General features: G+C 51.9%; 22 protein-coding genes. 20 read left to right on the top strand and 2 right to left on the bottom strand.

What is annotated here, in order from left to right:
- Positions 1 to 290 precede the first annotated feature (290 nt).
- The 5 genes from cysT (at position 291) to CSQ88_RS07575 (ending at position 6,385) form a co-directional block, all read left to right on the top strand.
- A complete protein-coding gene (gene cysT / locus CSQ88_RS07555; RefSeq protein ID WP_099397499.1) occupies positions 291 to 1,124 on the top strand; it encodes a sulfate ABC transporter permease subunit CysT in 834 nt (277 codons plus the stop codon).
- A 76-nt stretch (positions 1,125 to 1,200) separates the two neighbouring features.
- Complete coding sequence (gene cysW, locus CSQ88_RS07560; RefSeq protein ID WP_099397500.1) at positions 1,201 to 2,070, top strand: sulfate ABC transporter permease subunit CysW; 870 nt, start codon at positions 1,201 to 1,203, stop codon at positions 2,068 to 2,070.
- 140 nt (positions 2,071 to 2,210) lie between these two features.
- Entirely contained in the window at positions 2,211 to 3,260 is a 1,050-nt protein-coding gene (locus tag CSQ88_RS07565) for a sulfate/molybdate ABC transporter ATP-binding protein (protein WP_099397501.1), read from the top strand.
- A gap of 102 nt (positions 3,261 to 3,362) precedes the next feature.
- Entirely contained in the window at positions 3,363 to 4,358 is a 996-nt protein-coding gene (locus CSQ88_RS07570) for an HDOD domain-containing protein (protein ID WP_099397502.1), read from the top strand.
- A complete protein-coding gene (locus CSQ88_RS07575; RefSeq protein WP_099397503.1) occupies positions 4,355 to 6,385 on the top strand; it encodes a bifunctional diguanylate cyclase/phosphodiesterase in 2,031 nt (676 codons plus the stop codon). The genes CSQ88_RS07570 and CSQ88_RS07575 overlap by 4 nt, the downstream gene beginning before the upstream one ends.
- A gap of 147 nt (positions 6,386 to 6,532) precedes the next feature.
- Here the strand turns inward: CSQ88_RS07575 and rsmD are convergent, their stop codons facing one another.
- Positions 6,533 to 7,087 carry a 16S rRNA (guanine(966)-N(2))-methyltransferase RsmD gene (gene rsmD / locus CSQ88_RS07580; RefSeq protein ID WP_099397504.1) on the bottom strand — a complete coding sequence of 185 codons (555 nt, stop codon included), beginning with the start codon at positions 7,085 to 7,087 and terminating at the stop codon, positions 6,533 to 6,535.
- A gap of 132 nt (positions 7,088 to 7,219) precedes the next feature.
- Here rsmD and ftsY point away from each other — a divergent pair, with 132 nt between their 5' ends.
- From ftsY to rpoH, 5 genes are all read left to right on the top strand, one after another.
- A complete protein-coding gene (gene ftsY / locus CSQ88_RS07585) occupies positions 7,220 to 8,410 on the top strand; it encodes a signal recognition particle-docking protein FtsY (protein WP_099397505.1) in 1,191 nt (396 codons plus the stop codon).
- A gap of 259 nt (positions 8,411 to 8,669) precedes the next feature.
- Complete coding sequence (locus tag CSQ88_RS07590) at positions 8,670 to 9,173, top strand: GNAT family N-acetyltransferase (protein WP_099397506.1); 504 nt, start codon at positions 8,670 to 8,672, stop codon at positions 9,171 to 9,173.
- Positions 9,174 to 9,361: 188 nt separating this feature from the next.
- Complete coding sequence (gene ftsE / locus CSQ88_RS07595; protein WP_099397507.1) at positions 9,362 to 10,015, top strand: cell division ATP-binding protein FtsE; 654 nt, start codon at positions 9,362 to 9,364, stop codon at positions 10,013 to 10,015.
- Positions 10,016 to 10,021: 6 nt separating this feature from the next.
- Complete coding sequence (gene ftsX / locus CSQ88_RS07600; RefSeq protein WP_099397508.1) at positions 10,022 to 10,924, top strand: permease-like cell division protein FtsX; 903 nt, start codon at positions 10,022 to 10,024, stop codon at positions 10,922 to 10,924.
- Between the two features lie 245 nt (positions 10,925 to 11,169).
- On the top strand, positions 11,170 to 12,021 hold the full coding sequence (gene rpoH, locus CSQ88_RS07605) for an RNA polymerase sigma factor RpoH (RefSeq protein WP_099397509.1): 852 nt from the start codon (positions 11,170 to 11,172) through the stop codon (positions 12,019 to 12,021).
- A gap of 195 nt (positions 12,022 to 12,216) precedes the next feature.
- On the opposite strand, the gene msrP is transcribed toward rpoH, so the two are convergent.
- Positions 12,217 to 13,140: a protein-methionine-sulfoxide reductase catalytic subunit MsrP gene (msrP, locus tag CSQ88_RS07610; RefSeq protein ID WP_099397510.1), complete on the bottom strand. Its 924-nt coding sequence runs from the start codon at positions 13,138 to 13,140 to the stop codon at positions 12,217 to 12,219.
- 577 nt (positions 13,141 to 13,717) lie between these two features.
- Here msrP and mraZ point away from each other — a divergent pair.
- From mraZ to murG, 10 genes are all read left to right on the top strand, one after another.
- Positions 13,718 to 14,155, top strand: coding sequence for a division/cell wall cluster transcriptional repressor MraZ (gene mraZ / locus CSQ88_RS07620; protein WP_099397512.1), 438 nt, complete (start codon positions 13,718 to 13,720; stop codon positions 14,153 to 14,155).
- Positions 14,152 to 15,084: a 16S rRNA (cytosine(1402)-N(4))-methyltransferase RsmH gene (gene rsmH / locus CSQ88_RS07625; protein WP_099397513.1), complete on the top strand. Its 933-nt coding sequence runs from the start codon at positions 14,152 to 14,154 to the stop codon at positions 15,082 to 15,084. Before mraZ ends, rsmH begins: the two co-directional genes overlap by 4 nt.
- Entirely contained in the window at positions 15,081 to 15,374 is a 294-nt protein-coding gene (gene ftsL / locus CSQ88_RS07630) for a cell division protein FtsL (protein WP_046352533.1), read from the top strand. The genes rsmH and ftsL overlap by 4 nt, the downstream gene beginning before the upstream one ends.
- On the top strand, positions 15,371 to 17,242 hold the full coding sequence (locus CSQ88_RS07635) for a penicillin-binding protein 2 (protein ID WP_099397514.1): 1,872 nt from the start codon (positions 15,371 to 15,373) through the stop codon (positions 17,240 to 17,242). Before ftsL ends, CSQ88_RS07635 begins: the two co-directional genes overlap by 4 nt.
- Before the next feature lie 90 nt (positions 17,243 to 17,332).
- Positions 17,333 to 18,814 carry a UDP-N-acetylmuramoyl-L-alanyl-D-glutamate--2,6-diaminopimelate ligase gene (locus CSQ88_RS07640; protein ID WP_099397515.1) on the top strand — a complete coding sequence of 494 codons (1,482 nt, stop codon included), beginning with the start codon at positions 17,333 to 17,335 and terminating at the stop codon, positions 18,812 to 18,814.
- On the top strand, positions 18,814 to 20,181 hold the full coding sequence (murF, locus tag CSQ88_RS07645) for a UDP-N-acetylmuramoyl-tripeptide--D-alanyl-D-alanine ligase (protein WP_099397516.1): 1,368 nt from the start codon (positions 18,814 to 18,816) through the stop codon (positions 20,179 to 20,181). The genes CSQ88_RS07640 and murF overlap by 1 nt, the downstream gene beginning before the upstream one ends.
- The gene (mraY, locus tag CSQ88_RS07650; RefSeq protein WP_099397517.1) at positions 20,182 to 21,270 is read left to right on the top strand and encodes a phospho-N-acetylmuramoyl-pentapeptide-transferase; all 1,089 of its coding nucleotides are present in this window, start codon (positions 20,182 to 20,184) and stop codon (positions 21,268 to 21,270) included.
- 191 nt (positions 21,271 to 21,461) lie between these two features.
- Positions 21,462 to 22,847: a UDP-N-acetylmuramoyl-L-alanine--D-glutamate ligase gene (gene murD, locus CSQ88_RS07655; protein ID WP_099397518.1), complete on the top strand. Its 1,386-nt coding sequence runs from the start codon at positions 21,462 to 21,464 to the stop codon at positions 22,845 to 22,847.
- A gap of 90 nt (positions 22,848 to 22,937) precedes the next feature.
- Positions 22,938 to 24,125, top strand: coding sequence for a putative lipid II flippase FtsW (ftsW, locus tag CSQ88_RS07660; protein WP_099397519.1), 1,188 nt, complete (start codon positions 22,938 to 22,940; stop codon positions 24,123 to 24,125).
- Entirely contained in the window at positions 24,122 to 25,189 is a 1,068-nt protein-coding gene (murG, locus tag CSQ88_RS07665; protein WP_099397520.1) for an undecaprenyldiphospho-muramoylpentapeptide beta-N-acetylglucosaminyltransferase, read from the top strand. The genes ftsW and murG overlap by 4 nt, the downstream gene beginning before the upstream one ends.
- The last annotated feature ends 1 nt before the right edge of the window (position 25,190 follow it).

Here is a 25,190-nt window from a genome sequence, read left to right on the forward strand (position 1 = left end):
CCCAACAGGACGCAGTAATCCGCGGGTTGTGAAACGACGAACTAAGCATTTTGCAAGTAGAAAAGGCACGGAAATTCTTAATCAACGGCATAACTGGGGAATAAAAATCATAAAGTGAACAGCATTGCCCTCAATCCCCCTTTTACCAAGGGGGAAGCAAAGCCAACACCTTAAGTGAACGGTATTAATCCTTAGAGAGGGTTTTCTCCGTGTAACTCCGTGTTCTCCTTAACTCCGTGGCTTAAGACCTAGGTTTAAACATTGCTCTATTCACTCCCATCGGATTCACCATGCGCTTCAAACAGCCAAGCGTGCTGCCCGGTTTTAATTTAAGCCTTGGCTACACACTATTTTATTTATCGATCATCGTTCTGCTGCCGCTCTCGGCGCTGCTCATCAAAACCAGTGCGCTCAGTTGGGAGCACTTTTGGCAGATTATCAGTGAGCCACGCGTAGTGGCTTCTTATAAGCTGACTTTTGGCGCATCCCTGCTGGCAGCGCTGATTAACCTGTTTACCGGCCTGCTCGTTGCATGGGTGCTGGTGCGCTATCATTTTTATGGCAAACGCTTTATTGATGCCATGGTCGACCTACCCTTTGCCCTGCCCACCGCTGTGGCGGGGATTGCACTAGCGACCATTTACGCGCCTAACGGCTGGATAGGCCAATATCTGGAGCCACTGGGTTTCAAGATTGCCTTCACCCCTATCGGCATCGTGATTGCGCTGACCTTTGTCACCCTGCCATTTGTAGTGCGTACCGTGCAGCCCGTTCTGCAAGATTTAGAGCACGAGCTGGAAGAAGCCGCCTGCAGCCTGGGTGCCACACGCTGGCAGATTTTTTACAAAGTGATCTTCCCTACCATCCTGCCAGCCTTGTTAACCGGCTTTGCACTGGCCTTTGCCAGGGCAATTGGCGAGTATGGCTCGGTGATTTTTATCGCGGGCAATATGCCCTTTATTTCAGAAATCACCCCGCTGATGATTATTTCCAAGCTGGAGCAATACGATTACCTGGGCGCAACCGCCATTGCCGTGGTGATGCTGGTGGTCTCCTTTGCGCTGCTGCTGCTGATTAACGGCTTGCAGTGGTGGGCAGCCAAAAGACTGGGGAGACGTAAATAATGGCTTCTCCACAACATATCACCAGTACACAAAATATTGTAAAGCGGCTTAGGCCAGGCACAGGGGGGCACAAATAATGGCTTCAACAATTCAACGCTCCATCGTCACCACTGAAAGCCGCGCCGTGCGCTATCTGCTCACCGGCCTTGCCCTGCTGTTTATTGGCATTTTTCTGGTGATTCCGCTGGCCTCCGTTTTTATCGAAGCGTTTCGCCAGGGCTGGCAGCTTTATCTGGCGGCCCTTGTAGAGCCGGATGCGGTACAGGCCATTAAGCTGACGCTGATCGTTGCGGCGATTTCACTGCCTGCCAATCTGATTTTTGGTATTGCCGCCGCATGGGCCATTGCCCGCTTTGATTTTCGTGGCAAAAGCTTTCTAACCACGCTGATTGATCTGCCGTTTTCGGTTTCCCCCGTGGTTGCAGGCCTGATCTATGTGCTGATGTTTGGTGCACAAGGCTGGTGGGGGCCGTGGCTGATTGAAAACGATTACAAAATTATCTTTGCCGTACCGGGCATTGTGCTGGCCACCATTTTTGTCACCTTTCCCTTTGTCGCCCGAGAGCTGATTCCGCTGATGGAAGCGCAGGGCTCGGACGAAGAGCAAGCCGCCATCGTGCTGGGCGCATCCAGCTGGCAAATGTTCTGGCGGGTGACACTGCCCAATATCAAATGGGGCCTGCTCTACGGCGTGATTCTGGCCAATGCCCGCGCCATGGGTGAGTTTGGCGCAGTCTCGGTGGTATCGGGCCATATTCGCGGCATGACCAATACTGTGCCGCTGCATGTAGAGATTCTTTACAACGAATACAACTTTGTCGGCGCATTCGCCTGCGCCTCGATCCTGGCTCTGCTTGCGCTGTTAACCCTTGCGGCAAAAAGCTATGTGGAATGGAAAAGCGAGCAGCAAGCCGCAGCAGACCGGCGGAATGCGGTTGAGGAATAAATCGGGGAGTCGGGAGTCGGGAGTCGGCAAAGCTTAGCTTCCTGTACCGTCATGTTAGTCCTTAGGATTTCTCATTGAAACTCCGTGCCCTCAGTGTTTCAAGAGTGGGTTTTGCTACGCAATATCAAAAGGCATTCAATATGAGTATCGAAGTCAAAAACATCGCCAAGCGTTTCGGGGCATTTACCGCGCTGGATAATCTGAATTTAGAAGTGAACTCGGGCGAGCTCTTGGCGCTGCTTGGGCCTTCGGGCTGTGGCAAGACCACCCTGCTGCGGGTAATTGCCGGTCTGGAAACACCAGATCAGGGACAGATTTTATTCCACGGTGAATATGCTACGGATACCCACGTCAGGGAGCGTCAGGTGGGCTTTGTTTTCCAGCACTACGCCCTGTTCCGACATATGACGGTGTTTGAGAATGTCGCCTTTGGCCTGCGTGTACGCCCCAAGAAAACCCGCCCTTCAGAAGTCGTGATCAAAGAAAAAGTCCATGCCCTCTTAAATATGGTGCAGCTGGACTGGCTGGCCGATCGCTTCCCGGCTCAGCTATCCGGCGGGCAAAGACAGCGGATCGCCCTTGCCCGCGCACTGGCTGTAGAACCTAAAGTCTTGCTGCTGGATGAGCCATTTGGTGCGCTGGATACCAAGGTGCGCAAAGAGCTGCGCCGCTGGTTACGCCGCCTGCACGATGAAATGCATATCACCAGCGTATTTGTGACCCACGATCAGGAAGAAGCGCTGGAAGTAGCCGATCGCGTGGTGGTGATGAATAAAGGCCAGATCGAGCAGATTGGCACGCCCGAGCAGGTTTATGACACCCCGGCCACGCCCTTTGTGTATCAGTTCTTAGGCGATGTAAATCTGTTCCACAGCCGAGTGCATGAAGGCTGGGCAGAGGTCGGCGGCACGCGCTTTGCTGCGCCTGATGCTGGCGATTCGGCGGCCACCGTTTATGTGCGCCCGCATGAAATTGATCTTTCCCGGCTGGCAAATTCATCTGCCATCGAAGGCAAAATAATCCATGTGCGCCTGCTGGGGGCAACAGTCAGACTGGAAGTGGAAGTAGCCAATGCAGATATTGTAGAGGTAGAGCTTACCCGTGAGCGCCAGCAAGAAGGCCAGTGGAAGACAGGTGAGACAGTATTCCTTACACCAAGAGAAGCAAGGGTCTATACACAAGCGGCATAGACTGATGAAATAAAGCCATTAATATTGCTGACAGCGTAATGACTCCTTGCCCATGGCTTCTGACGGAGCTAGGGTTAAGAGTCATCATGCTGCGTTCAGATCATGCTACTCGAACCTGTTTGGAATACTGAAAATCAATGGGTTGCCCTGCGTGCCCATGCGGATGGCGCTCAGCTTGCCATGCTGGCCCCTATGCTGGCTGAATCTGCGCTGGCAAAACTACCCTGCTTGTGGGAAAGCACCGATGGCTTACTCCCCCCGGACTTACCCGAGCACCACCCCTTTGTGGTACTCCTCAATAATAATGAGCTGGCACTGCCTTTCCCTCAAACCTCACGCAGATTACTCACCACCCCCAGCGAAGACCCCGGCCTGATTTGCGGCATCACCACGCTGCCCAGCCAACTCCCCCCAAAGGTATGGCTGACAGGCACTTGGCTGCTTGCGCCGCAAAAAACCGATGGCCGCCCCAACCCCAGCAAGCCGGTATTACTTGAATTACTGGGGCTGATCACCAGCGATGCCGATACCCCGGCCATTGAAAAGGTGATTGCCAAAGCACCTCAACTGGTTTTTAGCTTATTAAGGCTGGTAAATTCTGTGGCAGTGGGAGGGGGTGCTCATGCCGAAAGCTTACGGCAAGCGATTGCTATTTTAGGCAGACGCCAGCTGCAACGCTGGTTGCAGCTTTTGCTCTATGCAGAGCAATTTGGCAGCGACAGCGGCACACCGCCGCTGCTGCTATTAGCCGCCTTACGCGCCAAGCGGCTGGAAAGCTGGGCGGGCAGCGATGCACTGCCCAATATCAAGCCCGATGCCGCTTTTATGGCAGGAATGCTGTCTTTACTGGATCGCCTGTTTGGCCAGCCGCTTGCAGAAATTCTGAATCCGCTGCCGCTAAGTCCTGAGCTAAGCGCGGGCTTACTCGCCGCAGAAGGCCCCATCGGCAATGCCATTAAAGCCCTTGGCGCTATTGAGGCAGCAGACAACACACTGCTTGCCAGCCTGCTGCCAGATACCCACTCAGCCAACTGGCTGCAATCTGAAACCAACGCCTGCCACTGGGTCAGAAAATTACTGGCGTCAGGTGATGCATGAATAATGAGCTGGACAGCGACTCTGGCATTTATGCGGCGCTTGAAGCGTCGCTGATCACCATGGATCTGGAAGGCTATATCACTGGCTGGAACCGTGGGGCCGCCTTGCTGTTTGGCTATAGCGCAGACGAAGCACTAGGTAAGCATATTCTGCTTTTATACGCCGATGCAGAAAGCGAAGGTGAAGAAGACTTCTTTAATGAAGTCATCGCCAATGGCCATGCCGAAATGGATGTGAAGCGGCGGCGCAAAGACGGCAGCGATTTTTGGGCCCATCTGCACCTCACTTTGGTGCGAAATAAAGCTGGCTTGCCTACAAGGCTGATCGGCTATGTGCGGGATATCAGCAGCCAGCTTGCCAATGAAGAACGCAGCCGGCTTTATACCCGCATCATCGAATACGCCCGCGAAGCCATTGTGATTACCGATAGTAATAAGCTAATTGTGAGCGTAAATAACGCATATTTAAAGATTACCGGCCGCAGCAATGCCGAGGTGATTGGTACCGTTCCCAGCTTTTTAAAAAAGAAATACAGTACTAAAAGCATTGAAGCCACCCTTAAAGCAATGGGGCACTGGGAAGGTGAGTTATGGGACAGCCGTGCAGATGGCGAAGTTTTCCCGGCATGGCTCACCATCAGTGCAGTGCAAACCAATTACGGTACGGTAAGCCATTATTTTGTGGTTTTTTCTGATCTCACCGAAAAGCGCCTTGCCGAAGAAAAAATCCATAAGCTGGCCTATTACGACACGCTCACAAATCTGCCCAACCGCGCTATGCTGTTTTCCCTGCTCGCGCAATCTTTAGCAGAAGCCAAGCGCAAAAAAAAACACGGCTCTCTGCTCTGCTTTAACATCAATAGCTTTAAACATATTAATGATTCATTCGGCCATTCTGAAGCCGATACACTACTGGCCGAGCTGGCCAGAAGAATCAGAACCGCATTACGCGAAGAAGACGTTGTTTCCCGGTTCAGCGGCGATGAATTTTATATTGCGCTCTTTGAAATAGAGCAAAGAGAAGACGCTATCCTGGTTGCTAGGCGTATTTTGCAAGCGACGGCAGCGCCTTTTTATTTAAAAAACCAGGAAATTGTTTTATTAAGCCATATTGGTATCAGTATCTATCCGGACGATGGCTATCATGCCGAAACACTGATTAATAATGCCACTGTAGCCATGCAGCGCGCCAAGAAAAGCAATCAGAATTATCTGTTTTATTCCAGTGAAATGAACCGCCGCTCACTGGACAGAATCAAGCTGGAAGCCGAGCTGCACCACGCCTTGGATCTCAATCAATTTGAATTGTTTTTTCAGCCGCAAATTGATTTACCCAGCAAAAAAATAATGGGGGCGGAAGCACTGATACGCTGGCGTCATCCGCAAAAAGGCATGATTCCGCCTTCAAACTTTATTCCTTTTGCCGAAGAAACAGGGCTGATTGTGGGCATTGGCAGCTGGGTGCTGAATGAAGCGATCAGCCAGATCGCTGAATGGAAAAAAATAGGTATTAAATTAAATAGGCTGGCCATTAATTTATCTGCCTTGCAATTTAAACCTCAGCTGCCTGACGAGCTAAGCGCTATTTTAAGCTATCACAAAATACCTGCGGAATTGGTCGAGCTGGAGCTGACAGAAAGCCTGCTGATGGGAAGTGGCCAATCCAGCCTACTCAATCAATTACACAGCACAGGTTTTAGCCTGGCACTGGATGACTTTGGCACGGGCTATTCTAATTTGGCTTATTTGCAACATTACCCGATTGATTACTTAAAAATAGACCAATCCTTTGTCCAGGCCCTGCCAGATAATCATCATTCGGCCGCAATCGTACGCTCCATTATTGATATCGCCACCAATCTGGGTTTAAAACTCATTGCCGAAGGCGTGGAAACCCAGGCCCAGGCCGATTACCTGGCCAAACTGGGCTGCCACTTAATCCAGGGCTATTTTTGCTACAAACCCATGAGCGCTTCAGACTTTACCCAACTGCTGATTGAACAGCAGGGTAAAGAAAACCAAGCTTAGGAAAAAAACAAATTCTTTAACCACAGAGGTCACAGAGATCACGGAGTTTCACGGAGAAAACCCTGTATATGTTTTTCTCCGTGGCTCTCAGGGTTCTACCGGACCGAAGTGGTTAAAAATTTGGGTTTTGCTTCTTACGTTTAGGGCTTAACTCTGCACCACCGCACGCAGCAAGGCGTATTTCACTTGCCCGGCCCGGCCTTCTTTGACAATTTCCCAACCATCCCGATCCGGCCAGTTGGCTGTTTCGGCATAGATCACGGCACCTTCATTTAAGATGCGTGGTAGTTTTGGTAATACTTGTGCTAAAAAATCCGATGCAAAAGGCGGGTCTAAAAACACCACATCAAACCGCTCTGCAGTGCTATCCAAAAAGCGCAGTGCATCGCCCCAAATCACTTCAATATTGGCAGCGCCCAGCAAAGCCTGGTTGTCTTTTAAGCTGGCCGCCACGTTTTTAGCGCGCTCTACCATCACTACACGCTTGGCATTCCTTGATGCCGCCTCAAAACCCAGCGCACCGCTGCCGGAAAAAAGATCGAGGCACGTTAAATTAGTGCACTCCTGGCCCAGCCAGTTAAACAGCGTTTCACGCACCCGGTCAGGCGTTGGACGCAGGCCTTCTGCGTCAGGAAACTTCAATAAACGGCGTTTATAGTCACCGCCAATAATACGAACCTGGTTTTTGAACTGTGCGGCCATGTTAAAATCCTAGCAATCTGTAATTAAATAGCCCGGCAGCCTTGTTAAAAAAGCCCAATCAGGCTTTTTTAACGCAGACTTATCGACAAGCTGCCCGCATTTTCCGCCATCTTTCGGAATACCCGCAAACTCATGTTCAGTTTTTTTCGCAAAAAAAAGCCGGTTGCACCGGTCACCCCAGAAACACCTCTGGTGGCAGAGCCTGTCCAAACTGACACGGCCCCCATTCATCACGCCGCTGCGCCTGTTGTTAACGCAGCTGAAATCACCACTGAAGCGGTACACCCTGAGCCGCTAAAAACCGAAGAGGCAGCTGCTCCTGCTCCTGCTCCTGCTCCTGCTCCTGCTCCTGCTCCTGCTCCTGCTCCTGCTCCTGCTCCTGCAGCCATTATTGAAGCCGCACAGCCACAAGCCAAGCTTTCATGGGCAGAGCGCCTTAAAGCAGGCCTCGCTAAAACACGTGATCGCCTGGGTAAAAGCCTCGCGGGGCTGTTTGGCGGCGGGCAGATTGATGAAGATCTGTACGAAGAGCTGGAATCTGTCCTGCTCACCGCCGATATGGGCATCGATGCAACACAACATTTGCTCAGCGATGTACGAAATCGTGTAAGCCTTGCCGGGCTTAAAAATGGCTCTGAGCTGAAAGGCGCATTACAAAGCTCCCTCACCGATCTCATCAGCCCCTTGCAAAAACCGCTGGATGTTAGCACGCATAAGCCCTTTATCCTGATGGTAGCGGGTGTAAATGGTGCGGGTAAAACCACCAGCATCGGCAAGCTGGCTAAATATTTCCAAGGCCAGGGGCTGAGTGTGCTTCTCGCCGCCGGTGACACTTTCCGCGCTGCCGCGCGTGAGCAGCTGGTGGTATGGGGCGAGCGCAATGGCGTGCAAGTGATTGCCCAGGATGGCGGCGATTCTGCTGCCGTGGCTTTTGATGCAGTAAACGCAGCTAAAGCACGCGGCATTGATGTGGTGATTGTGGATACCGCCGGCCGCCTGCCTACGCAGCTGCATTTGATGGAAGAAATCAAAAAAGTAAAACGCGTGGTGCAAAAAGCTGACCCAACTGGTCCGCACGAAATCATGCTGGTGCTGGATGCGAATAACGGCCAGAACGCGCTCAGCCAGGTGAAATCATTTGACGACGCACTGGGCCTGACCGGCTTGATTCTCACCAAGCTCGACGGCACGGCCAAGGGCGGCATTATCGCCGCGATTGCCAAACAACGCCCCATCCCGCTGCGCTTTGTGGGCGTTGGGGAGAGCATCGACGATTTACGCCCCTTTATCGCCAAAGATTATGTGGATGCGCTGTTTGATTAATAAACCTTAAATCTTGGGACACAGAGGGCACGGAGAATAAAAAGCGGGAACACTGAGAAAATCATAAGAACCCAAATTTTAAACTACGAAAAAAGAGCAGATAAGGTTTTCTCCGTGAAACTCTGTGCCCTCTGTGTTTTGAGACTTGGATTTTATGACGGAATGAAACTTCCGTTTTTCAGCAAAATCGGTGAGCAAGAAAAGCGGCTTGCACATCCTATAAAAAAACTAGCGCACCAAGCCCAGCCAAGGTAAGCAAATGGATCACTCCCTTGTTTTACGCCCTGCCACCGCTGCGGATGCGCCAAACCTGGCGGCGCTGGCGATTCAGGTTTGGCTGCATACCTATGCCACAACAGGCATTCGGCAGGATATTTCTGCCTATGTGCTCAGCGAATTTACACCAGATAAATTCACCGCTTTAATTAATGATCCCCGATACCAATTACTGATCGCCGAAATCGATCATCATCTGGTGGCTTTTGCACAAATTGATTTTGCCTCTGAGGAACAAACCGCGCCTGGCTCTGTTGAGCTGCAAATGCTGTATGTTCAGGAAGTGTTTACCGGTCAGGGGCTGGGCAGCAAGTTACTGGCTTACTACGAAGAGATAATTGGCTCGCATCATTACTGGCTGAGCACCAATATTAACAATCACCGTGCAATTGCGTTTTATGCCCGCCAGGGTTTTGTTCAGCATGGTGTAACATACTTCGAATTTGGCGGTAATCAGTACGAAAACAAAGTACTGGTGAAGATGTAAATTTCAAAGCATTTTAAGATACAGAAAACACAGCATTTTATAAAAAGAATACGGATAAACGAAAAGCCGGGGTTCAATTTAATCGATTGCTTTACGATGCTTATTGCTTGCCTTGGTTTTCTCCATCTTACTCCGTAGTTCAAGATTTAAGGTTAAGCGTATTCGTGGAAAACAAAGACAGGGCTTCTATGATCCAATTTCAGCAAGTCAGTAAGCGTTATCCTGGCGGCTTTGATGCCGTTAAGAATTTAAGCTTTGAGATTCCAAGTGGCGAGCTGGTTTTTTTGGCCGGCCATTCTGGCGCGGGCAAATCGACACTGCTCAAGCTGATTGCGGGCATAGAAAAGCCCAGCGGCGGCGCGGTGATCGTTAACGGGCAGAATATGGCGAAAATGAATCGCAGCTCGCTGCCTTATATCCGCCGCCATCTGGGGCTGATTTTTCAAGATCATAAAATTCTGTTTGATCGCAGCGTGATCGATAATGTCAGCCTGCCGCTGGATATTATTGGCTTTGATCACAGAGAAGGCCGCCGCCGTGTTTTGGCCGCACTCGATAAAGTGGGTCTTGCCGGTAAAGAAAAGCTTAATCCCGTCTCGCTGTCAGGGGGTGAGCAGCAGCGGCTGTGTATCGCCCGCGCGGTAGTGCATCGCCCTGCTATCTTGCTGGCAGACGAGCCAACCGCCAATCTGGATCGCGATTACGCCCACGATATTCTGGAGCTGTTTAAGTCTTTTCATCAGGTTGGCGTCACGATCGTGATTTCTGCCCATGATGAAACCCTGATGGCAGATTACGGACGTCGTATTCTGCGCCTGAAAAATGGTCAATTTACTGCTTGAGGCGCTATGAAACACTGGTTCAGACTCCATCTGCAATCCCTGGCGCGCACCATAGGTGCTTTGTTTCGCCACCCCTTCTCCAGCGCACTGAATTTACTGGTGATTGGCATCACGGCCGCTCTGCCTTTAGCCCTGTGGCTGATCATCAGCAGCTTAAGCAGTGTAGCCAGCCAGATTCATGCAGAACCGCAAATCTCTGTTTTTATGCGCGATACCGCCACGGCAGAAGACCTTGCCATGCTTAAAACGCAATTAAAGAAAGACCCGCGCATCGCCAGCAGCCGCTTTATCAGCAAAGACGATGCACTTAAAGAAATGCAAATCTCCTCTGGTGCGGCCAATCTTTTAGCCGGGCTGAGCGAAAATCCGCTTCCCGATGCCTTTGTATTAAGCAGTAAAGACGGCCAGGCCAGCACTTTAGAAGCATTGCAAAAAGACCTGATCAGCAGGCCAGGCGTAGAAGAAGTCCAGCTTGATTCTGCATGGGCACACCGCTTAGAAAGACTACTTGCCCTGGGCCAGACATTATTCGAAGTCATTGCCATACTGCTGGCTACAGCACTCACGCTGATTACCGGCAATGCCATTCGCATGCAAATTTTAACGCGCAAAGAAGAAATCGAAGTAGCAAGGCTGATCGGTGCAACTGATGCCTTTATCCGCAGGCCATTCGTCTATTTTGCAATGGTGCAGGGCCTGCTGGGCGGGCTGCTTGCATGCGGTATTGTGGGCAGCATGCTGTCTCACATCAACCCTGCGGTAAGCGATCTGGCAACGGCTTACGGGCAAAAATTCAGCCTGCAATCACCTGATCTGAGCACGATTGCCATTGTCTGCGGCCTGTGTACCCTGCTGACGTTCGTCGGCGCGTGGCTTGCCGTTTGGCGGCATTTACGGCAATTTACCTGAGGCAGCACCAGGAAAAAGGCGGGAAGCAATTTTCGCCTTCCTCAGCGCTAAAGCCAGTCTGGCCGCCATTTTCCCCGCTTAGTGATTCATGATTAATTCACTCTATTAAGCAGATAGGAAAAATTGCCGTGCTTCACCGCACCATAGTGTGATTGAATCGAAAGTCTGAATATTTGCTTTTTTTTAGCACTCGGCCAAGTCAAGTGCTAGAATCAGCAAGAGTTTTTGCAAGGAGAGATTTAAACATGGCGTCTGCACTTACACTTCCCGTACTGTCCGGTGGCGACAGCATCGAGAGCTATATCCAGCGTGTAAATACTGTCCCCATGCTCTCGCAGGAAGAAGAATACAGCCTTGCCGAGCGCTACCACCAGGACAACGACTTGGAGGCAGCCAAGCAACTGGTTATGTCCCACCTGCGAGTTGTGGTGTCAATTGCACGCGGCTACTCTGGCTACGGCCTGCCTCAGGCAGACTTAATCCAAGAGGGCAATATCGGCCTGATGAAAGCGGTAAAACGCTTTGAACCCGGCCGGGGCGTACGCTTATTTTCCTTTGCTGTGCATTGGATTAAAGCCGAAATCCACGAATACGTACTGCGCAACTGGCGCCTGGTTCGTGTCGCTACAACCAAAGCCCAGCGTAAATTATTTTTTAATCTGCGCTCCATGAAGCCCGGCTTTGCCGCTCTCACCACCTCAGAAGCACAAAAAATCGCTGATGATCTGGGTGTAAAACGCGAAGAAGTGCTGGAAATGGAAACGCGGATGAGCGGCCAGGATATTTCGCTGATTGCCGACGACAACGATGACGAAGGCTACGCACCGATCGACTGGCTGGCTGATCACGATAGCGCACCGGATGCCACCCTGGCCCGCCGCGCGACGGATAAGCTGCATACCGAAGGCCTGCAAATGGCACTAGCCAGCCTGGATGAACGCAGCCGCCGGATTGTGGAAACACGCTGGCTCGCCGACGAAGGCTCTGCCTTAACGCTGCACGATTTGGCAGCAGAATTTAATGTTTCTGCCGAGCGTATCCGCCAGATCGAGGCCAAAGCCCTCAGTAAAATGAAGCAGGCTTTACTGCCAGCATAAAAAAACGGAGCCAGCGGCTCCGTTTTTTTATGCCTTCATATATTGGAATAAAACATAAAACCCAGATCTTAAACCACAGAGATCGCAGAGGAAAACCAGAAAAGGAGGTTGTACTGCATTTCAGTTCTTCTCCGTGGCTCTCCGTGTTCTCCTTTTCCTCCGTGGTTCAAGATTTGGGTTTAAATTTTTAACCTTTCAAAACAACTTCTTCAAATCCATTCCCTTATACATTCCCGCCACCTGATCACCGTAGCCATTAAACATTAAGGTTTTGCGTTTAAAGAATTCGCCAATCCGCCGCTCGGTGGCCTGACTCCAGCGGGGGTGATCCACTTCCGGGTTTACATTGGAATAAAAACCGTATTCGTTGGGTGCCGCTTTATTCCATGCCGTTTGCGGCTGTTTTTCGGTCAGGCGAATTTTTACGATGGATTTAGCGCTTTTAAAACCGTATTTCCATGGCACAACCAGGCGAACCGGCGCGCCATTTTGATTGGGTAATACCTTGCCATAAAGGCCCACCGCCATAATCGCCAAAGGATGCATGGCTTCATCCATACGCAGTCCTTCGGTATATGGCCAATCGAGTACCGAGCGATTTACGCCCGGCATCTGCTCTTTATCGGCCAGCGAAATAAACTCGACGTATTTAGCTTTAGACGTGGGATTAACCCGTTTAATCAGTTCAGAAAGTGGGAAACCCACCCACGGAATCACCATCGACCAGCCCTCCACACAACGCAGGCGATATATCCGCTCTTCCAATGGCGCAATTTTTAATAATTCGTCGATTGAAAAAGTACGCGGTTTTTCACACTCGCCCTCAATCACAATATTCCATGGCCGTGTTTTTAAGGTATGTGCCGTTTTGGCCGGATCATCTTTACCCGTGCCAAATTCATAGAAATTATTGTATTGAGTGATTTGCTCAAAACTATTTTTATCGTCTTTAGCAGAAAGAGGGCTGGCCCGATAAGCTAATTCACCAGCCGCTTGTGCAGGCAAAGCAGCCGCCAGCCCAAGTGCAGCGGCTCCCGTCATGATTTGACGACGGCTTAACCAAAGGCCTTCAGGTGTAATTTCAGAAGGTAATATTTCTGTCGATGAGCGGATCAGCATAATGTTCTCCAGAGGCAATAGAGCTTAGTCGGACAGAACAACAAGCGCTGACAACGACTCTTAAAGTTTATCTGCAATCAGGCACATAGCAAAAAAGTTTCTTTGAACATAGCGTGGCAGTTTGCCTGGTAAAAAACGCAAGCTCAATAGATGTGCAAAAACAATGCAATAGCCGCAGCAAAGAGCAAAACAACTGAGGCAATCCTCATTGAGCGGTCAATTTCGGAGCGAAGTGAGGGGCTGATTCGCCGCCAAAGCGCCCAAACAAGCAAGGCAAACAAACAGATATTCAGTAATTTTTCTGTCACAAGGCGTAATCAATATAAAAAATGGGAAAAGACGTATTATTTAACAATTAAGTTAAAGTTTTACTTTAACTTAATTGTTTTAGCGCTTGCTTATGCAAGATAAAACAAGAGAAAAATGTACATTACATAAATTGCAGCTAAGTGATTGTATCAAAAGAATAATTAAAAAACGGGCGCTTGTGCGCTCTTTTTTTTTACTCTATAGTGGGAAGTAGTGGGTGAAAGTGGGTAAAAGTGCAGCATTAACCCTTACAAAAGAGTAAATCATCATGTTTGGCGGTGTGGCTTCTTTAAATCTCGACAGCAAAGGACGATTGGCAATTCCTGCCAGGCATCGTGACGTGCTGGGGACGCACTGCGCCAACCGCTTAGTGATTACTGCCGAGCCTTCGGGCTGCCTGCTGGTTTACCCGGAACCCGACTGGTTGCCCGTTCGCGATCAGCTCAATCGTTTATCTGGCGCTCAGATGCCTATTCGCCGTTTTATCGTCGGCCATGCCGAAGAGATCGAACCCGATAGCGCTGGGCGTATTTTGATTCCGCCCCGTTTACGCCAGCTGGCGGGGCTCGATAAAGAAGTCGCCCTTGTTGGCATGGGCAATAAATTCGAACTTTGGGATGAAGCCCGCTGGGCCGCTCAGGTTCAAGCCGTTATGGATATCAGTCCAGACGATTTGGCAAAACAAATGCAGGACATCGTGCTTTGACGCTTATACACACCACCGTTTTACTTGAAGAAGCCGTGCACGCACTGGCGATCAAGCCAAATGGCATTTATGTCGATTGCACTTTTGGCCGGGGCGGTCACTCGCGCCTCATCCTTTCCAAACTGGGCCCTGAAGGCCGTTTGATTGCTTTTGATAAAGACCCGATGGCGATTGCTGAGGCAGCCACCATCACCGATCCGCGCTTCACCATCGTTCACGAAGGCTTCGTTAATCTGCAAAAAGAATTAAATCTGCGTGGCATTGCAAGCGTGGACGGTGTGCTGATGGATTTAGGCGTGTCATCTCCTCAGCTTGATGACGCCAGCCGGGGATTTAGTTTTCGCTTTGATGCCCCGCTCGATATGCGCATGGATACCACGCGCGGTATGACGGCGGCCGAATGGCTGAATTTAGCCGATGAGAAAGAAATTGCAGAGGTGGTAAAAGACTATGGCGAAGAGCGGTTTGCTAAACAGGTTGCAGCAGCGATTGTTACGAGTCGAACGGGAGAACCGATTCTCACCACCGGCCAGCTTTCCCAGATCGTGGCAACGGCAGTCCGTAGCCGCGAGCCGGGGCAGAATCCGGCGACACGTACCTTCCAAGCTATACGGATTTACATCAATCGCGAACTTGAGGAGCTTGCGCTGACGCTGCCGCAAGCTTTAGAGATGCTGAATCAGGGCGGCCGCTTCTCAGTGATTGCTTTTCATTCGCTGGAAGACCGCATCGTGAAACGCTTTCTGCAAGATGCAGCCCAGGGCGACAAGCTGCCTTCGCGCCTGCCTGTGCGCGCTGCTGATATTGCCGAGCCACCTGTCAAAATCATTGGCAAGCCGATTCGCGCCAGTGAAAAAGAAGTGGATGAAAACCCGCGTGCCCGCAGTGCAATCTTGCGCACAGCAGAAAGAACAGGAATTGCCCTGTGACACGTTTAAACCTTTTTTTGCTTGTCATATTAATTGCGTGCGCGCTGGCTTTAATTACCAGCCAGCATAAGGCGCGCAAATTTTATGGCGAACTGCAAAAGGAAGAAGTCTTAAGCCGTAAGCTCGATGTTGAGTGGGGACAGCTGCAGCTGGAGCAAAGCACCTGGGCCATGCATTCACGCATTGAAGCTGAAGCAACACAAAAATTAGGCATGCAAGTGCCAGGACCAAACCGTACGCAAGTGATCCTGCCGCACGGTGAACGCGTAGCAAAACCGGTGACCGAATGAAATTAGCAAGGCCCCCCCGCCAAGTTGGCGGGCAATCACGTCATCAGCGTTTTGCCGCACCACAGCCAAAGCTGGAGCGCTGGCGGGTATGGGTTGTAGTTGGCTTTTTACTCTCGCTTTTTGCCGTATTACTGGGCCGTGGCCTGTATTTACAAGCGTGGAACGAAGGCTTTTTGCAGGAGCAGGGTGATGCGCGCTATATGCGCAACCTTAAGCAAGCTTCGAATCGCGGCATGATTACCGACAGAAATGGCGAACCATTAGCGATTTCTACCCCGGTGCAATCCATCTGGGCCAGCCCGCGTGGAATGACATTACTGCCGGCAGGGCAGGAGCGCCCAGCAGATTGGGAGCCAAAATCAGAGAAAGACCCGGTACCTGTGTCGCGTAGTGAGTTAAAAAAACTGGCGGCAGCATTGCAGCTGCCGGAAGAAGAGTTAAACAAGAAATTAAGTAACTCCAGAAAAAACTCGAAAGGCGAAGAAATCCACCCCGATTTTCTGTGGTTACGCCGGCATATGTCGCCAAACGATGCCAAGGCCGTGATGGCACTCAATGTACCGGGTGTGTACACGCAAACCGAATACCGCCGTTATTACCCGGCGGGCGATGTGATGGCGCATATCGTGGGCTTTACCGACATTGATGGCAAAGGGCAGGAAGGTTTTGAATTAACCCGTGAAGCAATGCTGGCAGGTAAGCCTGGCAGCCGTACTGTGATTCGTGACCGGCGCGGCTATATCGTTGAAGACGTTTCAACCATTGTTCCCGCCAAAGATGGCGAAACCCTGCAGCTGTCCATCGACCGCAAGATCCAGTATCTGGCGTACCGGGAGCTAAAAAAAGGGATTGAAGCGGCAGGTGCAGTAGCAGGTGCTGCCGTTGTACTGGATGCAAAAACGGGCGAAGTACTGGCACTGGCCAATTTGCCCTCATACAACCCCAATAGCCGTGAGCGCGTTGATTTAGCCAGAAAGCGTAACCGGGTACTGACTGATACTTACGAGCCTGGCTCAACGATGAAACCATTTGTTGTTGCTGCCGGTTTAGAACAAGGCCTCATTAAGCCATCAACCATTATCCAAACCTCGCCAGGGCGGATGACGATAGGCCCGGCCACTTTTAAAGATACAAGAGATTATGGCGCGCTGAACCCGGAAGGCGTGCTCAAACACTCCAGCAATGTGGGCGCGGCCAAGATTGGCCTGATGCTGAGCCGCGAAGAATTATGGGGATATTTTAATAATTATGGTTTTGGTGCATCAACGCACAGTGGTTTCCCGGGAGAGGCATTTGGCCGGGTTCGCCCATGGAAAACCTGGCGGCCGATTGAACAAGCCACGATGTCATTCGGGCACGGTTTATCGGTCAGCCTGATGCAAATGGCCCGTGGCTATTCGGTATTTACCAACCACGGCGAAATGAAACCGATCACCTTTACCAAGATGGTGGCGCCAAGCCCGGGTAAACAAGTGATCTCAGCCCAGACGGCTGATTTAGTAAAAAACATGCTGGAAGCCGTAACCCAGGCAGGCGGGACAGCAGTCAGAGCCCAGATTGTGGGCTTTAGAGTTGGCGGTAAAACGGGTACGGCACGCAAGATTGTAAATGGCCAGTATTCCCGGGAAAAGTACGAAGTGTCGTTTATTGGCTTTGCACCGGTTTCCAACCCGCGTTTGATTGTGGCGGTCCTGATTGATGAGCCTTCCACGGTAGGGAATCGTTATTACGGCGGTACCGTTTCTGCTCCGGTGTTTCAGGAAATTATGTCGGGCAGCTTGCGGATGTTAGGTGTTCCGCCCGATGCCCCGATTACTAATATCTTGTTGCCAGGGCTGGATGCACCAGAGTTGAAAGAAGAAACATAAGCGATACTCCGGGCGGCATAGCGCCAGAGAGTCCCTACCCAAAACCACCCTTGTTCCGTGCCTTAAACCAGCCGGACTAAAGGAAGAAATATGAAAGCTGTGAGCTGGAACCTCCCTACTCCCGACCTTCCTGCGATCGATGCCATCGCTGCGGGCGCGCGTCTTGTAGCCGATAGCCGCAGCGTTCAGGCGGGTGACGTCTTCCTTGCCTTTCAGGGTGAATACGCCGATGGCCGCAGCTATATCGCGGATGCGATCGCAGCTGGCGCAGCAGCCGTGCTGTGGGAAGCAGAAGACTTTGTATGGAATCCAGCGTGGAAAACGCCCAATCTGGCGATCCCGCAACTGCGCGCCCAAGCCGGGATTGTAGCAGCTCATTTATTGGGCAACCCGTCGCAATCGATGTTTGTAACCGGGATTACCGGCACCAATGGCAAAACATCGATCGCCAACTGGCTGGCGCAAGCCTTTAATTTGCTCGGCAACAAAACCGGTGTGCTCGGCACGCTGGGCAATGGCTTTATTGATAAATTAGAAAGCTCGACCCATACCACGCTTGACCCGGTAACCCTGCAAGGCTGGCTGGCCCGCCTGCAAACAGAGGGCGCCAGCCATATTGCGATGGAAGTCTCCTCGCATGGACTGGATCAGGGCCGCGTGCACGGCACTCATTTTGATGTGGCGGTATTTACCAACCTTACCCGCGATCACCTGGATTACCACGGTGATATGGGCAGCTATGGCGCAGCAAAAGCCCTGCTGTTTAACTGGGAAGGCTTAAAAACCGCCGTCATCAATACCGACGATGCTTTTGGCCGCGAGCTGGCTTCTCAATGCAAAGCCCCCCGCGTACTGACCTATGGTCTGGAAAACGGCGGCATTCGCGCCACAAAAATCAACTTAACACTGGCCGGCCTAGAGCTGGAAGTCGCCACGCCTTACGGCCTGTGCAATATTAATTCCCCGATGCTGGGCCGTTTTAATGCCAGCAATTTGCTTGCATGCCTGTCTGTTTTACTCGCTGCCGATGTACCACTGGCGCAAGCTGCCGATGTGCTCAGCCGGATTCAGCCCGCCGCGGGCCGGATGCAAAAGCTGGGCGGCGATGAGCGCCCCCTGATTGTGGTTGATTACGCACACACCCCGGATGCGCTGGAAAAAGCGCTGACCACGCTGCGCGAATCCATGCCGGAAAAAAGCCGCCTTTATTGCATCTTTGGCTGCGGCGGCGACCGGGACAAAGGCAAGCGTCCGCTGATGGGCGAAATTGCCTGCCGCCTTGCCGACGCAGTGATTATCACCTCAGACAATCCGCGCAGCGAAACCCCGCAAGCCATTATTCAGGACATCGTACGAGGCGTTTCCGGCGTGCCTGGCAGCGGCCATGCCAACTACAGCATCGATTCAGACCGCTCTTCTGCCATCAGCGACGCCATTGATGTGGCAACAGCCAAAGACGTTGTGCTGATCGCAGGCAAGGGCCACGAAACTTACCAGGAAATCGCAGGAATTCGTCATCCGTTTGATGATGTCGCCATTGCAAACCGTGCTTTAGCAAGGAAGAAAAAATAATGTTGTCCCTGCAAGAAACCGCACAGGCTCTGAAAGCCTCCTTCACTGGCGCTGGCGAGGCTCGCTTTGCGCGTGTCACCACAGACAGCCGTGATATTCGTGCGGGCGATTTATTTATTGCTTTGCGTGGTGAAAAATTTAACGCAAATGAGTTTGCCGATGCCGCCATTGCCGCTGGAGCCGTTGCCGCCATCGTTGATACACCGATTGCCGGGCCGCATATTTTAGTCAGCGATACCCTGGCCGCCCTTGGGCAGCTTGCAGCCTATTGGCGCGAGCTGCTTAAAAATACGGCAGGCCAGGTCGTAATTGGTGTTACCGGCAGCAACGGCAAAACCACGGTGAAAGAAATGATTTCTGCCGTGCTGACTCAACACCAGGGCCAGGATTCGGTGCATGCCACCCGGGGCAATTTAAACAACCATATTGGCCTGCCGCTTACCCTGCTGGCTGCCCGTGCACAGCACCGCTATGTTGTGGCTGAAATGGGCATGAATCATTTTGATGAGATCAGCTACCTCACCCATATCGCCAAACCCGATATCGCCATCATCACCAATGCAGGCCGCTGCCACCTGGAAGCACTGGGCAGCGTAGCAGGCGTGGCGCAGGCCAAGGGTGAAATTTTTGCAGGCCTGGTTGCTGGTGGCTACGCCATTATCAATAACGATGACGACTATGCCCCACTCTGGCGCGAGCTGGCCAAAGAGCATCCGCAAGTCAGCTTCAGCCTCAGTAATGCCGATGTATATGCACGTAATTTGTGTGCACATATTCATGGCGCGCAATTTACGCTCTGCACCCCGGATGATTCAGCTCAGGTCGATTTACAAATCCCTGGCTTACACAATGTACTTAATGCGCTGGGCGCAGCTGCCGTAGGGCATGCGCTTAAGATTGGCGCTGAAGACATTGCCAGCGGGCTGGCCGGTTATGAAGGCACTAAGGGCCGTTTGCAAAGCAAAAATGCATTTAATGGCGCAAAAGTATTTGATGACACTTACAACGCCAACCCCGATTCAATGAAAGCCGCCATCGATGTTCTGGCGGGCTTTGGCCCGGAAACCCTGCTGGTTTTAGGCGATATGGGTGAAATTGGCAGCGATACAGCAGAGCGGCATCAGGAAATTGGTGCTTACGCCCGCAGCAAAGGCATACGCGCGCTTTACACCCTGGGCGAGCAAATGCAGCTGGCCAGTACGGCCTTTGGCGGAACGGCACAACATTTTGCCGACGTTGCAGCATTAATCGCAGCGGTTCGCACTGATTTAACGCCAACGGCCACGCTTTTGGTCAAAGGCTCGCGTTTTATGCGCATGGAACGCGTCGTTGATGGCGTAGTGATGAACACTCTGGAGAAGATGTAAATGTTGTTGCTGTTAACCCAATGGCTGGGCGAATCGATTCGCGCCTTTAATGTTTTTAACTACATCACCCTCAGGGCGGTGCTGGCGACCATGACGGCGCTGGGCATCTCCTGGACGATGGGCCCATGGGTCATTAAAAAATTAACCGATTTAAAAGTAGGTCAGGTTGTCCGTACTGACGGTGTACAGGCTCATTTAATTAAAGCAGGCACCCCAACCATGGGGGGCACGCTGATTTTGCTGGCGATTGGCTTAACCACCCTGCTCTGGGGCGACTTACGCAACAAGTATGTATGGCTGGCGCTGATTGTCACCATGGCAACGGGTGTGATTGGTTTTGTGGATGACTACCGCAAAATTGCGCTGAAAGATCCTAAGGGTTTATCGGCCAAAGCCAAGCTTTTCTGGCAATCGCTGATTGCGATTGGTGCTGGGGTATTTCTGGTCCACGCCGGAGGCAGCCTGCCCGCCAATACCGGCTTTGTGATTCCATTTTTTAAGCAGATTCTCTACCCCTTTGGCGCGATTGGCTTTTGCGTGCTGACTTACTTTGTGATTGTGGGCACCAGTAATGCGGTCAACCTAACGGATGGTCTGGACGGGCTGGCGATTATGCCAACGGTGCTGATTTCTTTTGCTTTTTGCATTTTTGCCTATGTTGCGGGCAATGTGGTGTTTTCCAAATATCTGGGCGTGCCCCATGTACCCGGCGCAGGCGAGCTGGTGATTTTCTGTGCGGCCATGGCCGGTGCAGGGCTGGGATTTTTATGGTTTAACGCCTATCCAGCCGAAGTCTTTATGGGTGACGTGGGCGCACTGGCGCTTGGTGCTGGCCTCGGTATTGTGGCGGTGATTGTTCGCCAGGAAATCGTCTTGCTGATTATGGGCGGCGTGTTTGTGATGGAAGCGTTGTCGGTAATGATTCAGGTGGCCAGCTTTAAATTACGCGGCAAACGAGTCTTCCGAATGGCCCCGATTCACCATCATTACGAATTAAAAGGCTGGAAAGAAACGCAGGTTGTCGTGCGTTTCTGGATTATCACCATGCTGTTGGTACTGGCTGGTTTAGCAACGCTGAAGCTGCGTTAAACAGATTAAACCCGAATCTTGAACCACAGAGGACACAGAGTTACACGGAGAAAACCTTCAGAACGAAGAAATGGGCCTGTAATTCTCTTGCCTTTCTCCGTGCCCCTCCGTGTTCTCCTTTTCTCCGTGCTTTAAGATTTGGGTTCTTTAGGTAGTTTGGGTTTTAGCTTGTAGACATTAAAGAGAAGAAAATGAATTACCAAGGCAAACATTGCGTCGTTGTGGGTTTAGGCGAATCGGGCTTTTCTGCTGCTAAATGGCTGGCCGCTCAGGGCGCGCGCGTCACGGTGGCAGACAGCCGCAGCACGCCTCCAAACCTGGAACTGCTGCATACTGCCCATCCTGATATTGAACTGCGCTTGGGTGCATTCAGCGATGCCACGTTTGCAGATGCCGGTGCGCTGATTGTTAGCCCGGGTGTGTCACTTGCCACCCCGGCCATTGCTGCAGCAGTGGCCCGTGGCGTGCCTGCTCTGGGCGATGTGGAATTATTTGCTCAGGCCATTGCCGGCACTGGCGTAAAAGTCATTGCCATCACCGGCTCCAACGGTAAATCCACCGTCACCAGCATGGTCGGCCAGATGTGCGAAGCCGCCGGTTTAAAAGCCGTGATGGCTGGCAATATCGGCCTGCCGGTGCTGGATGCGCTCACCGCCAGACCGGATGCCGATGTGTTTGTGCTGGAGCTTTCCAGCTTTCAGCTCGAAACCACCACCTCACTGAATGCCGATGCAGCCACCGTACTGAATATCAGCGAAGACCATTTAGACCGTTATAAAAATCTGGCGCATTACGCCGCCACTAAGGCTGCTATTTTTGCCGGTACTGGCGTTGTGGTACTCAACCGCGAAGACGCACATTGTGTGGCCATGGCAGCAGCACTGCCATCCCGCCAGATTGTCTGGTTTGGTGCCGATGCGCCGCGTACCGCTGATGAGTACGGCCTGAAAGGGGCCGAATTCACCTTAAGCCTTGGGGATGAAGCGCTGTTCAATGCGGCAGAGCTGCCCGTTGCAGGCTTACATAATGCAGTGAATGCACTTTCTGCTATCGCACTTTGCCGCGCCATTGGCTTAGAAACAGCCCCACTGCTGGCCGCTTTGAAATCATTCACAGGCCTTGCCCACCGGGTGGAGTATGTGGCCACGGTTCAGGGCGTTGATTACTTTGATGATTCCAAAGGCACCAATGTAGGCGCAACCGAAGCGGCACTCAAAGGCATGACCCGCCCTGTTGTGCTGATCGCTGGCGGCGATGGCAAGGGGCAGGATTTCCGCCCACTTAAAGCCGCATGCGAGCGCATTTGCCGCGCGGTGATTCTGATTGGCCGCGACGCCCCCATTCTGGCCGAAGCGCTCAATGAAGCCCAATCACAGTTTGTAGATTTTGATAACGAACATCTGCTGCCCATCCTGCAACTGCCCAATATGGAAATGGCCGTGCAGTTTGCCAGCAACTTTGCTGAAAGCGGCGATGTTGTGCTGCTTTCCCCAGCTTGCGCCAGCCTCGATATGTACCGCAACTATCACCACCGCGCCGAAGTATTTATCGCTGCGGTTAAAGGTTTAGGAAGCTGATATGCGCCAGCTATTTTCTCAAACCGCCATTCGGGTATGCCTAGCGATGAATGGGCATAAAGATACGCTCCCAAAAGGTTTGGAGGCCTGATGCGCCAGCTATTTTCACAAGCTATCAAACGGCTGCGCCCCAATATGGCAGCCTATGATCAGGCGCTGTTCTGGTGCATTACCCTGCTGCTGACGATTGGTTTAGTGATGGTGTATTCCTCATCAATTGCGATGGCCGAAGTGGATAAAGACACTGGCTTTCGCTCTAACTATTTTTTGATTCGCCATGTGATTTTCCTGGTCGTCGGCATTGCGGGTGCATTTATTGCCTTCTCTGTTTCTACCAAAACCTGGCAGCAATATTCATCCACCCTGTTTTTAATTGGCATGATTTTGCTGCTCCTGGTGCTGATTCCGGGCGTAGGGCGTGAAGTAAACGGCAGCCGCCGCTGGCTGTCTTTGGTGGTGATTAACTTGCAGCCATCCGAGCTGATGAAGCTGTTTGTTGTGCTTTATGCCGCGGATTACACCGTACGCAAAGCCATCAGCATGACAGGCTCATTTATGCAAAGCGTAAGCAAAGTGCTGTTCCCCATGTTTATGGTGATGGCGCTGGTGGGCGCACTTTTACTGCTGGAGCCTGACTTTGGTGCTTTTGCCGTAATTACAGCAATCGCCATGGGCGCACTCTTTTTAGGCGGCTTTAACTGGAAGCTCTTTGCCGGGCTGTTTATGTTCCTGGGCGTGGCCTTTGTGGGGCTGGTGGTCAGCTCGCCATACCGTATGCAACGCGTACTGGGGTTTTTAGATCCGTGGAAAGATCCGTACGGCAAGGGCTATCAGCTTAGCCATTCACTGATTGCTTTTGGCCGGGGCGAATGGAGCGGTGTGGGTCTTGGGGCCAGCGTAGAAAAACTCTCCTACCTGCCGGAAGCGCATACCGACTTTTTAATGGCGATTATTGCCGAAGAGTTTGGCTTTATCGGTGTAGCCCTTGTGATTTTGCTGTTTGCTTTTCTGATTTTTCGCTCGTTCATGATCGGCGTGCAAGCCGCCAAGCTGGAGCGCCACTGGCAAGCTTTAGCCGCGCAAGGCGTAGGAATCTGGATGGGCGTGCAGTCATTTATCAATATTGGCGTAAATATGGGCCTGATGCCCACCAAGGGTTTAACCCTGCCGCTGCTGTCTTTTGGTGGCTCTGGCGTGGTTGCAAATTTAATTGCTTTAGGCGTTCTGATGCGGATTGATTACGAAAACCGCCAGCTGATCAGGGGGTACCGTGCATGAGTAAACGTACCCTTCTCGTGATGGCAGGCGGCACAGGCGGGCATATTTTCCCCGCCCTTGCAGTGGCTGAAGAGCTAAAAACACGCGGCTGGAAGATTATCTGGCTGGGCGCTGCCGGCCGTATGGAAACACGCATCGTGCCGGAACATGGCATTGATCTGATCACCCTCAAAATTGATGGTGTGCGCGGCAAAGGGCTGCTGAAAAAACTCAGCCAGCCCTGGGTACAGCTCAAGGCCCTTTGCGGCGCATTTAAAGCCATTTTTGAGCACAGGCCTGATGTGGCCATTGGCTTTGGCGGCTTTACCGGCTTCCCTGGCGGCGTAGCGATGCGCATGCTGTGGCTGCCACTGGTGATCCACGAACAAAACTCGGTAGCAGGGCTCACTAATAAGGTGCTGTCTAAGATTGCCAGCCGTGTGCTGTTTGCTTTTCCAAGTGCGTTTCCAGGGGTTGAAGGCTGCATTGGTAATCCGGTAAGAGCAGAAATCCAAAATCTGGCGCTGCCTGAAGCCCGCTTTGCAGGGCGCACTGGCCCGCTCAGGCTGCTGGTTGTGGGTGGCAGCTTAGGCGCACAGGTTTTTAACGAAGAAGTCCCCAAGGCACTGGCCTTGATGCCTGCTGATCAGCGCCCGGTGGTGATTCATCAGGCGGGCGAAAAACATATCGAAGCCTTGCGGGCCAATTATGCCGCCGCCGGTGTGAGCGCAGATTGCGTGGCGTTTATCAGCGATATGGCAGAGGCCTACGCCAATGCCGATTTGATTTTATGCCGTGCCGGCGCACTGACCGTGGCCGAGCTGGCCTGTGTAGGCGCCGCATCGGTGCTGGTGCCTTTTCCGCACGCCGTTGATGATCACCAAACCGGCAATGCACGCTATTTAAGTGAGAACGGTGCAGGCCTTTTAATCTCACAAAAAGAATTTAACGCCGCCGCGTTTGCCCAATTACTGACCCAAACCAGCCGCGGGCAATGCTTAAGCATCGCCAAGCTAGCACGCGGTCTGGCAAAACCGGATGCCACGATGCAAGTGGTATCGGTGATTGAAGAATTAGCCAAGTAGA

The sequence above is a fragment of the Iodobacter sp. BJB302 genome (assembly GCF_002735645.1).
In the GTDB taxonomy this organism is placed as follows: domain Bacteria; phylum Pseudomonadota; class Gammaproteobacteria; order Burkholderiales; family Chitinibacteraceae; genus Iodobacter.

Coding starts and splice junctions, on each gene's coding strand:
- msrP (WP_099397510.1), bottom strand. CDS start 13,140: ATGCTGATCCGCTCATCGACAGAAATATTACCTTCTGAAATTACACCT.
- ftsW (WP_099397519.1), top strand. CDS start 22,938: ATGCGCCAGCTATTTTCACAAGCTATCAAACGGCTGCGCCCCAATATG.
- ftsE (WP_099397507.1), top strand. CDS start 9,362: ATGATCCAATTTCAGCAAGTCAGTAAGCGTTATCCTGGCGGCTTTGAT.
- CSQ88_RS07570 (WP_099397502.1), top strand. CDS start 3,363: ATGCTACTCGAACCTGTTTGGAATACTGAAAATCAATGGGTTGCCCTG.
- mraY (WP_099397517.1), top strand. CDS start 20,182: ATGTTGTTGCTGTTAACCCAATGGCTGGGCGAATCGATTCGCGCCTTT.
- cysT (WP_099397499.1), top strand. CDS start 291: ATGCGCTTCAAACAGCCAAGCGTGCTGCCCGGTTTTAATTTAAGCCTT.
- ftsY (WP_099397505.1), top strand. CDS start 7,220: ATGTTCAGTTTTTTTCGCAAAAAAAAGCCGGTTGCACCGGTCACCCCA.
- CSQ88_RS07640 (WP_099397515.1), top strand. CDS start 17,333: ATGAAAGCTGTGAGCTGGAACCTCCCTACTCCCGACCTTCCTGCGATC.
- CSQ88_RS07565 (WP_099397501.1), top strand. CDS start 2,211: ATGAGTATCGAAGTCAAAAACATCGCCAAGCGTTTCGGGGCATTTACC.
- rpoH (WP_099397509.1), top strand. CDS start 11,170: ATGGCGTCTGCACTTACACTTCCCGTACTGTCCGGTGGCGACAGCATC.
- CSQ88_RS07590 (WP_099397506.1), top strand. CDS start 8,670: ATGGATCACTCCCTTGTTTTACGCCCTGCCACCGCTGCGGATGCGCCA.
- CSQ88_RS07635 (WP_099397514.1), top strand. CDS start 15,371: ATGAAATTAGCAAGGCCCCCCCGCCAAGTTGGCGGGCAATCACGTCAT.
- rsmD (WP_099397504.1), bottom strand. CDS start 7,087: ATGGCCGCACAGTTCAAAAACCAGGTTCGTATTATTGGCGGTGACTAT.
- CSQ88_RS07575 (WP_099397503.1), top strand. CDS start 4,355: ATGAATAATGAGCTGGACAGCGACTCTGGCATTTATGCGGCGCTTGAA.
- murD (WP_099397518.1), top strand. CDS start 21,462: ATGAATTACCAAGGCAAACATTGCGTCGTTGTGGGTTTAGGCGAATCG.
- ftsX (WP_099397508.1), top strand. CDS start 10,022: ATGAAACACTGGTTCAGACTCCATCTGCAATCCCTGGCGCGCACCATA.
- mraZ (WP_099397512.1), top strand. CDS start 13,718: ATGTTTGGCGGTGTGGCTTCTTTAAATCTCGACAGCAAAGGACGATTG.
- murF (WP_099397516.1), top strand. CDS start 18,814: ATGTTGTCCCTGCAAGAAACCGCACAGGCTCTGAAAGCCTCCTTCACT.
- murG (WP_099397520.1), top strand. CDS start 24,122: ATGAGTAAACGTACCCTTCTCGTGATGGCAGGCGGCACAGGCGGGCAT.
- cysW (WP_099397500.1), top strand. CDS start 1,201: ATGGCTTCAACAATTCAACGCTCCATCGTCACCACTGAAAGCCGCGCC.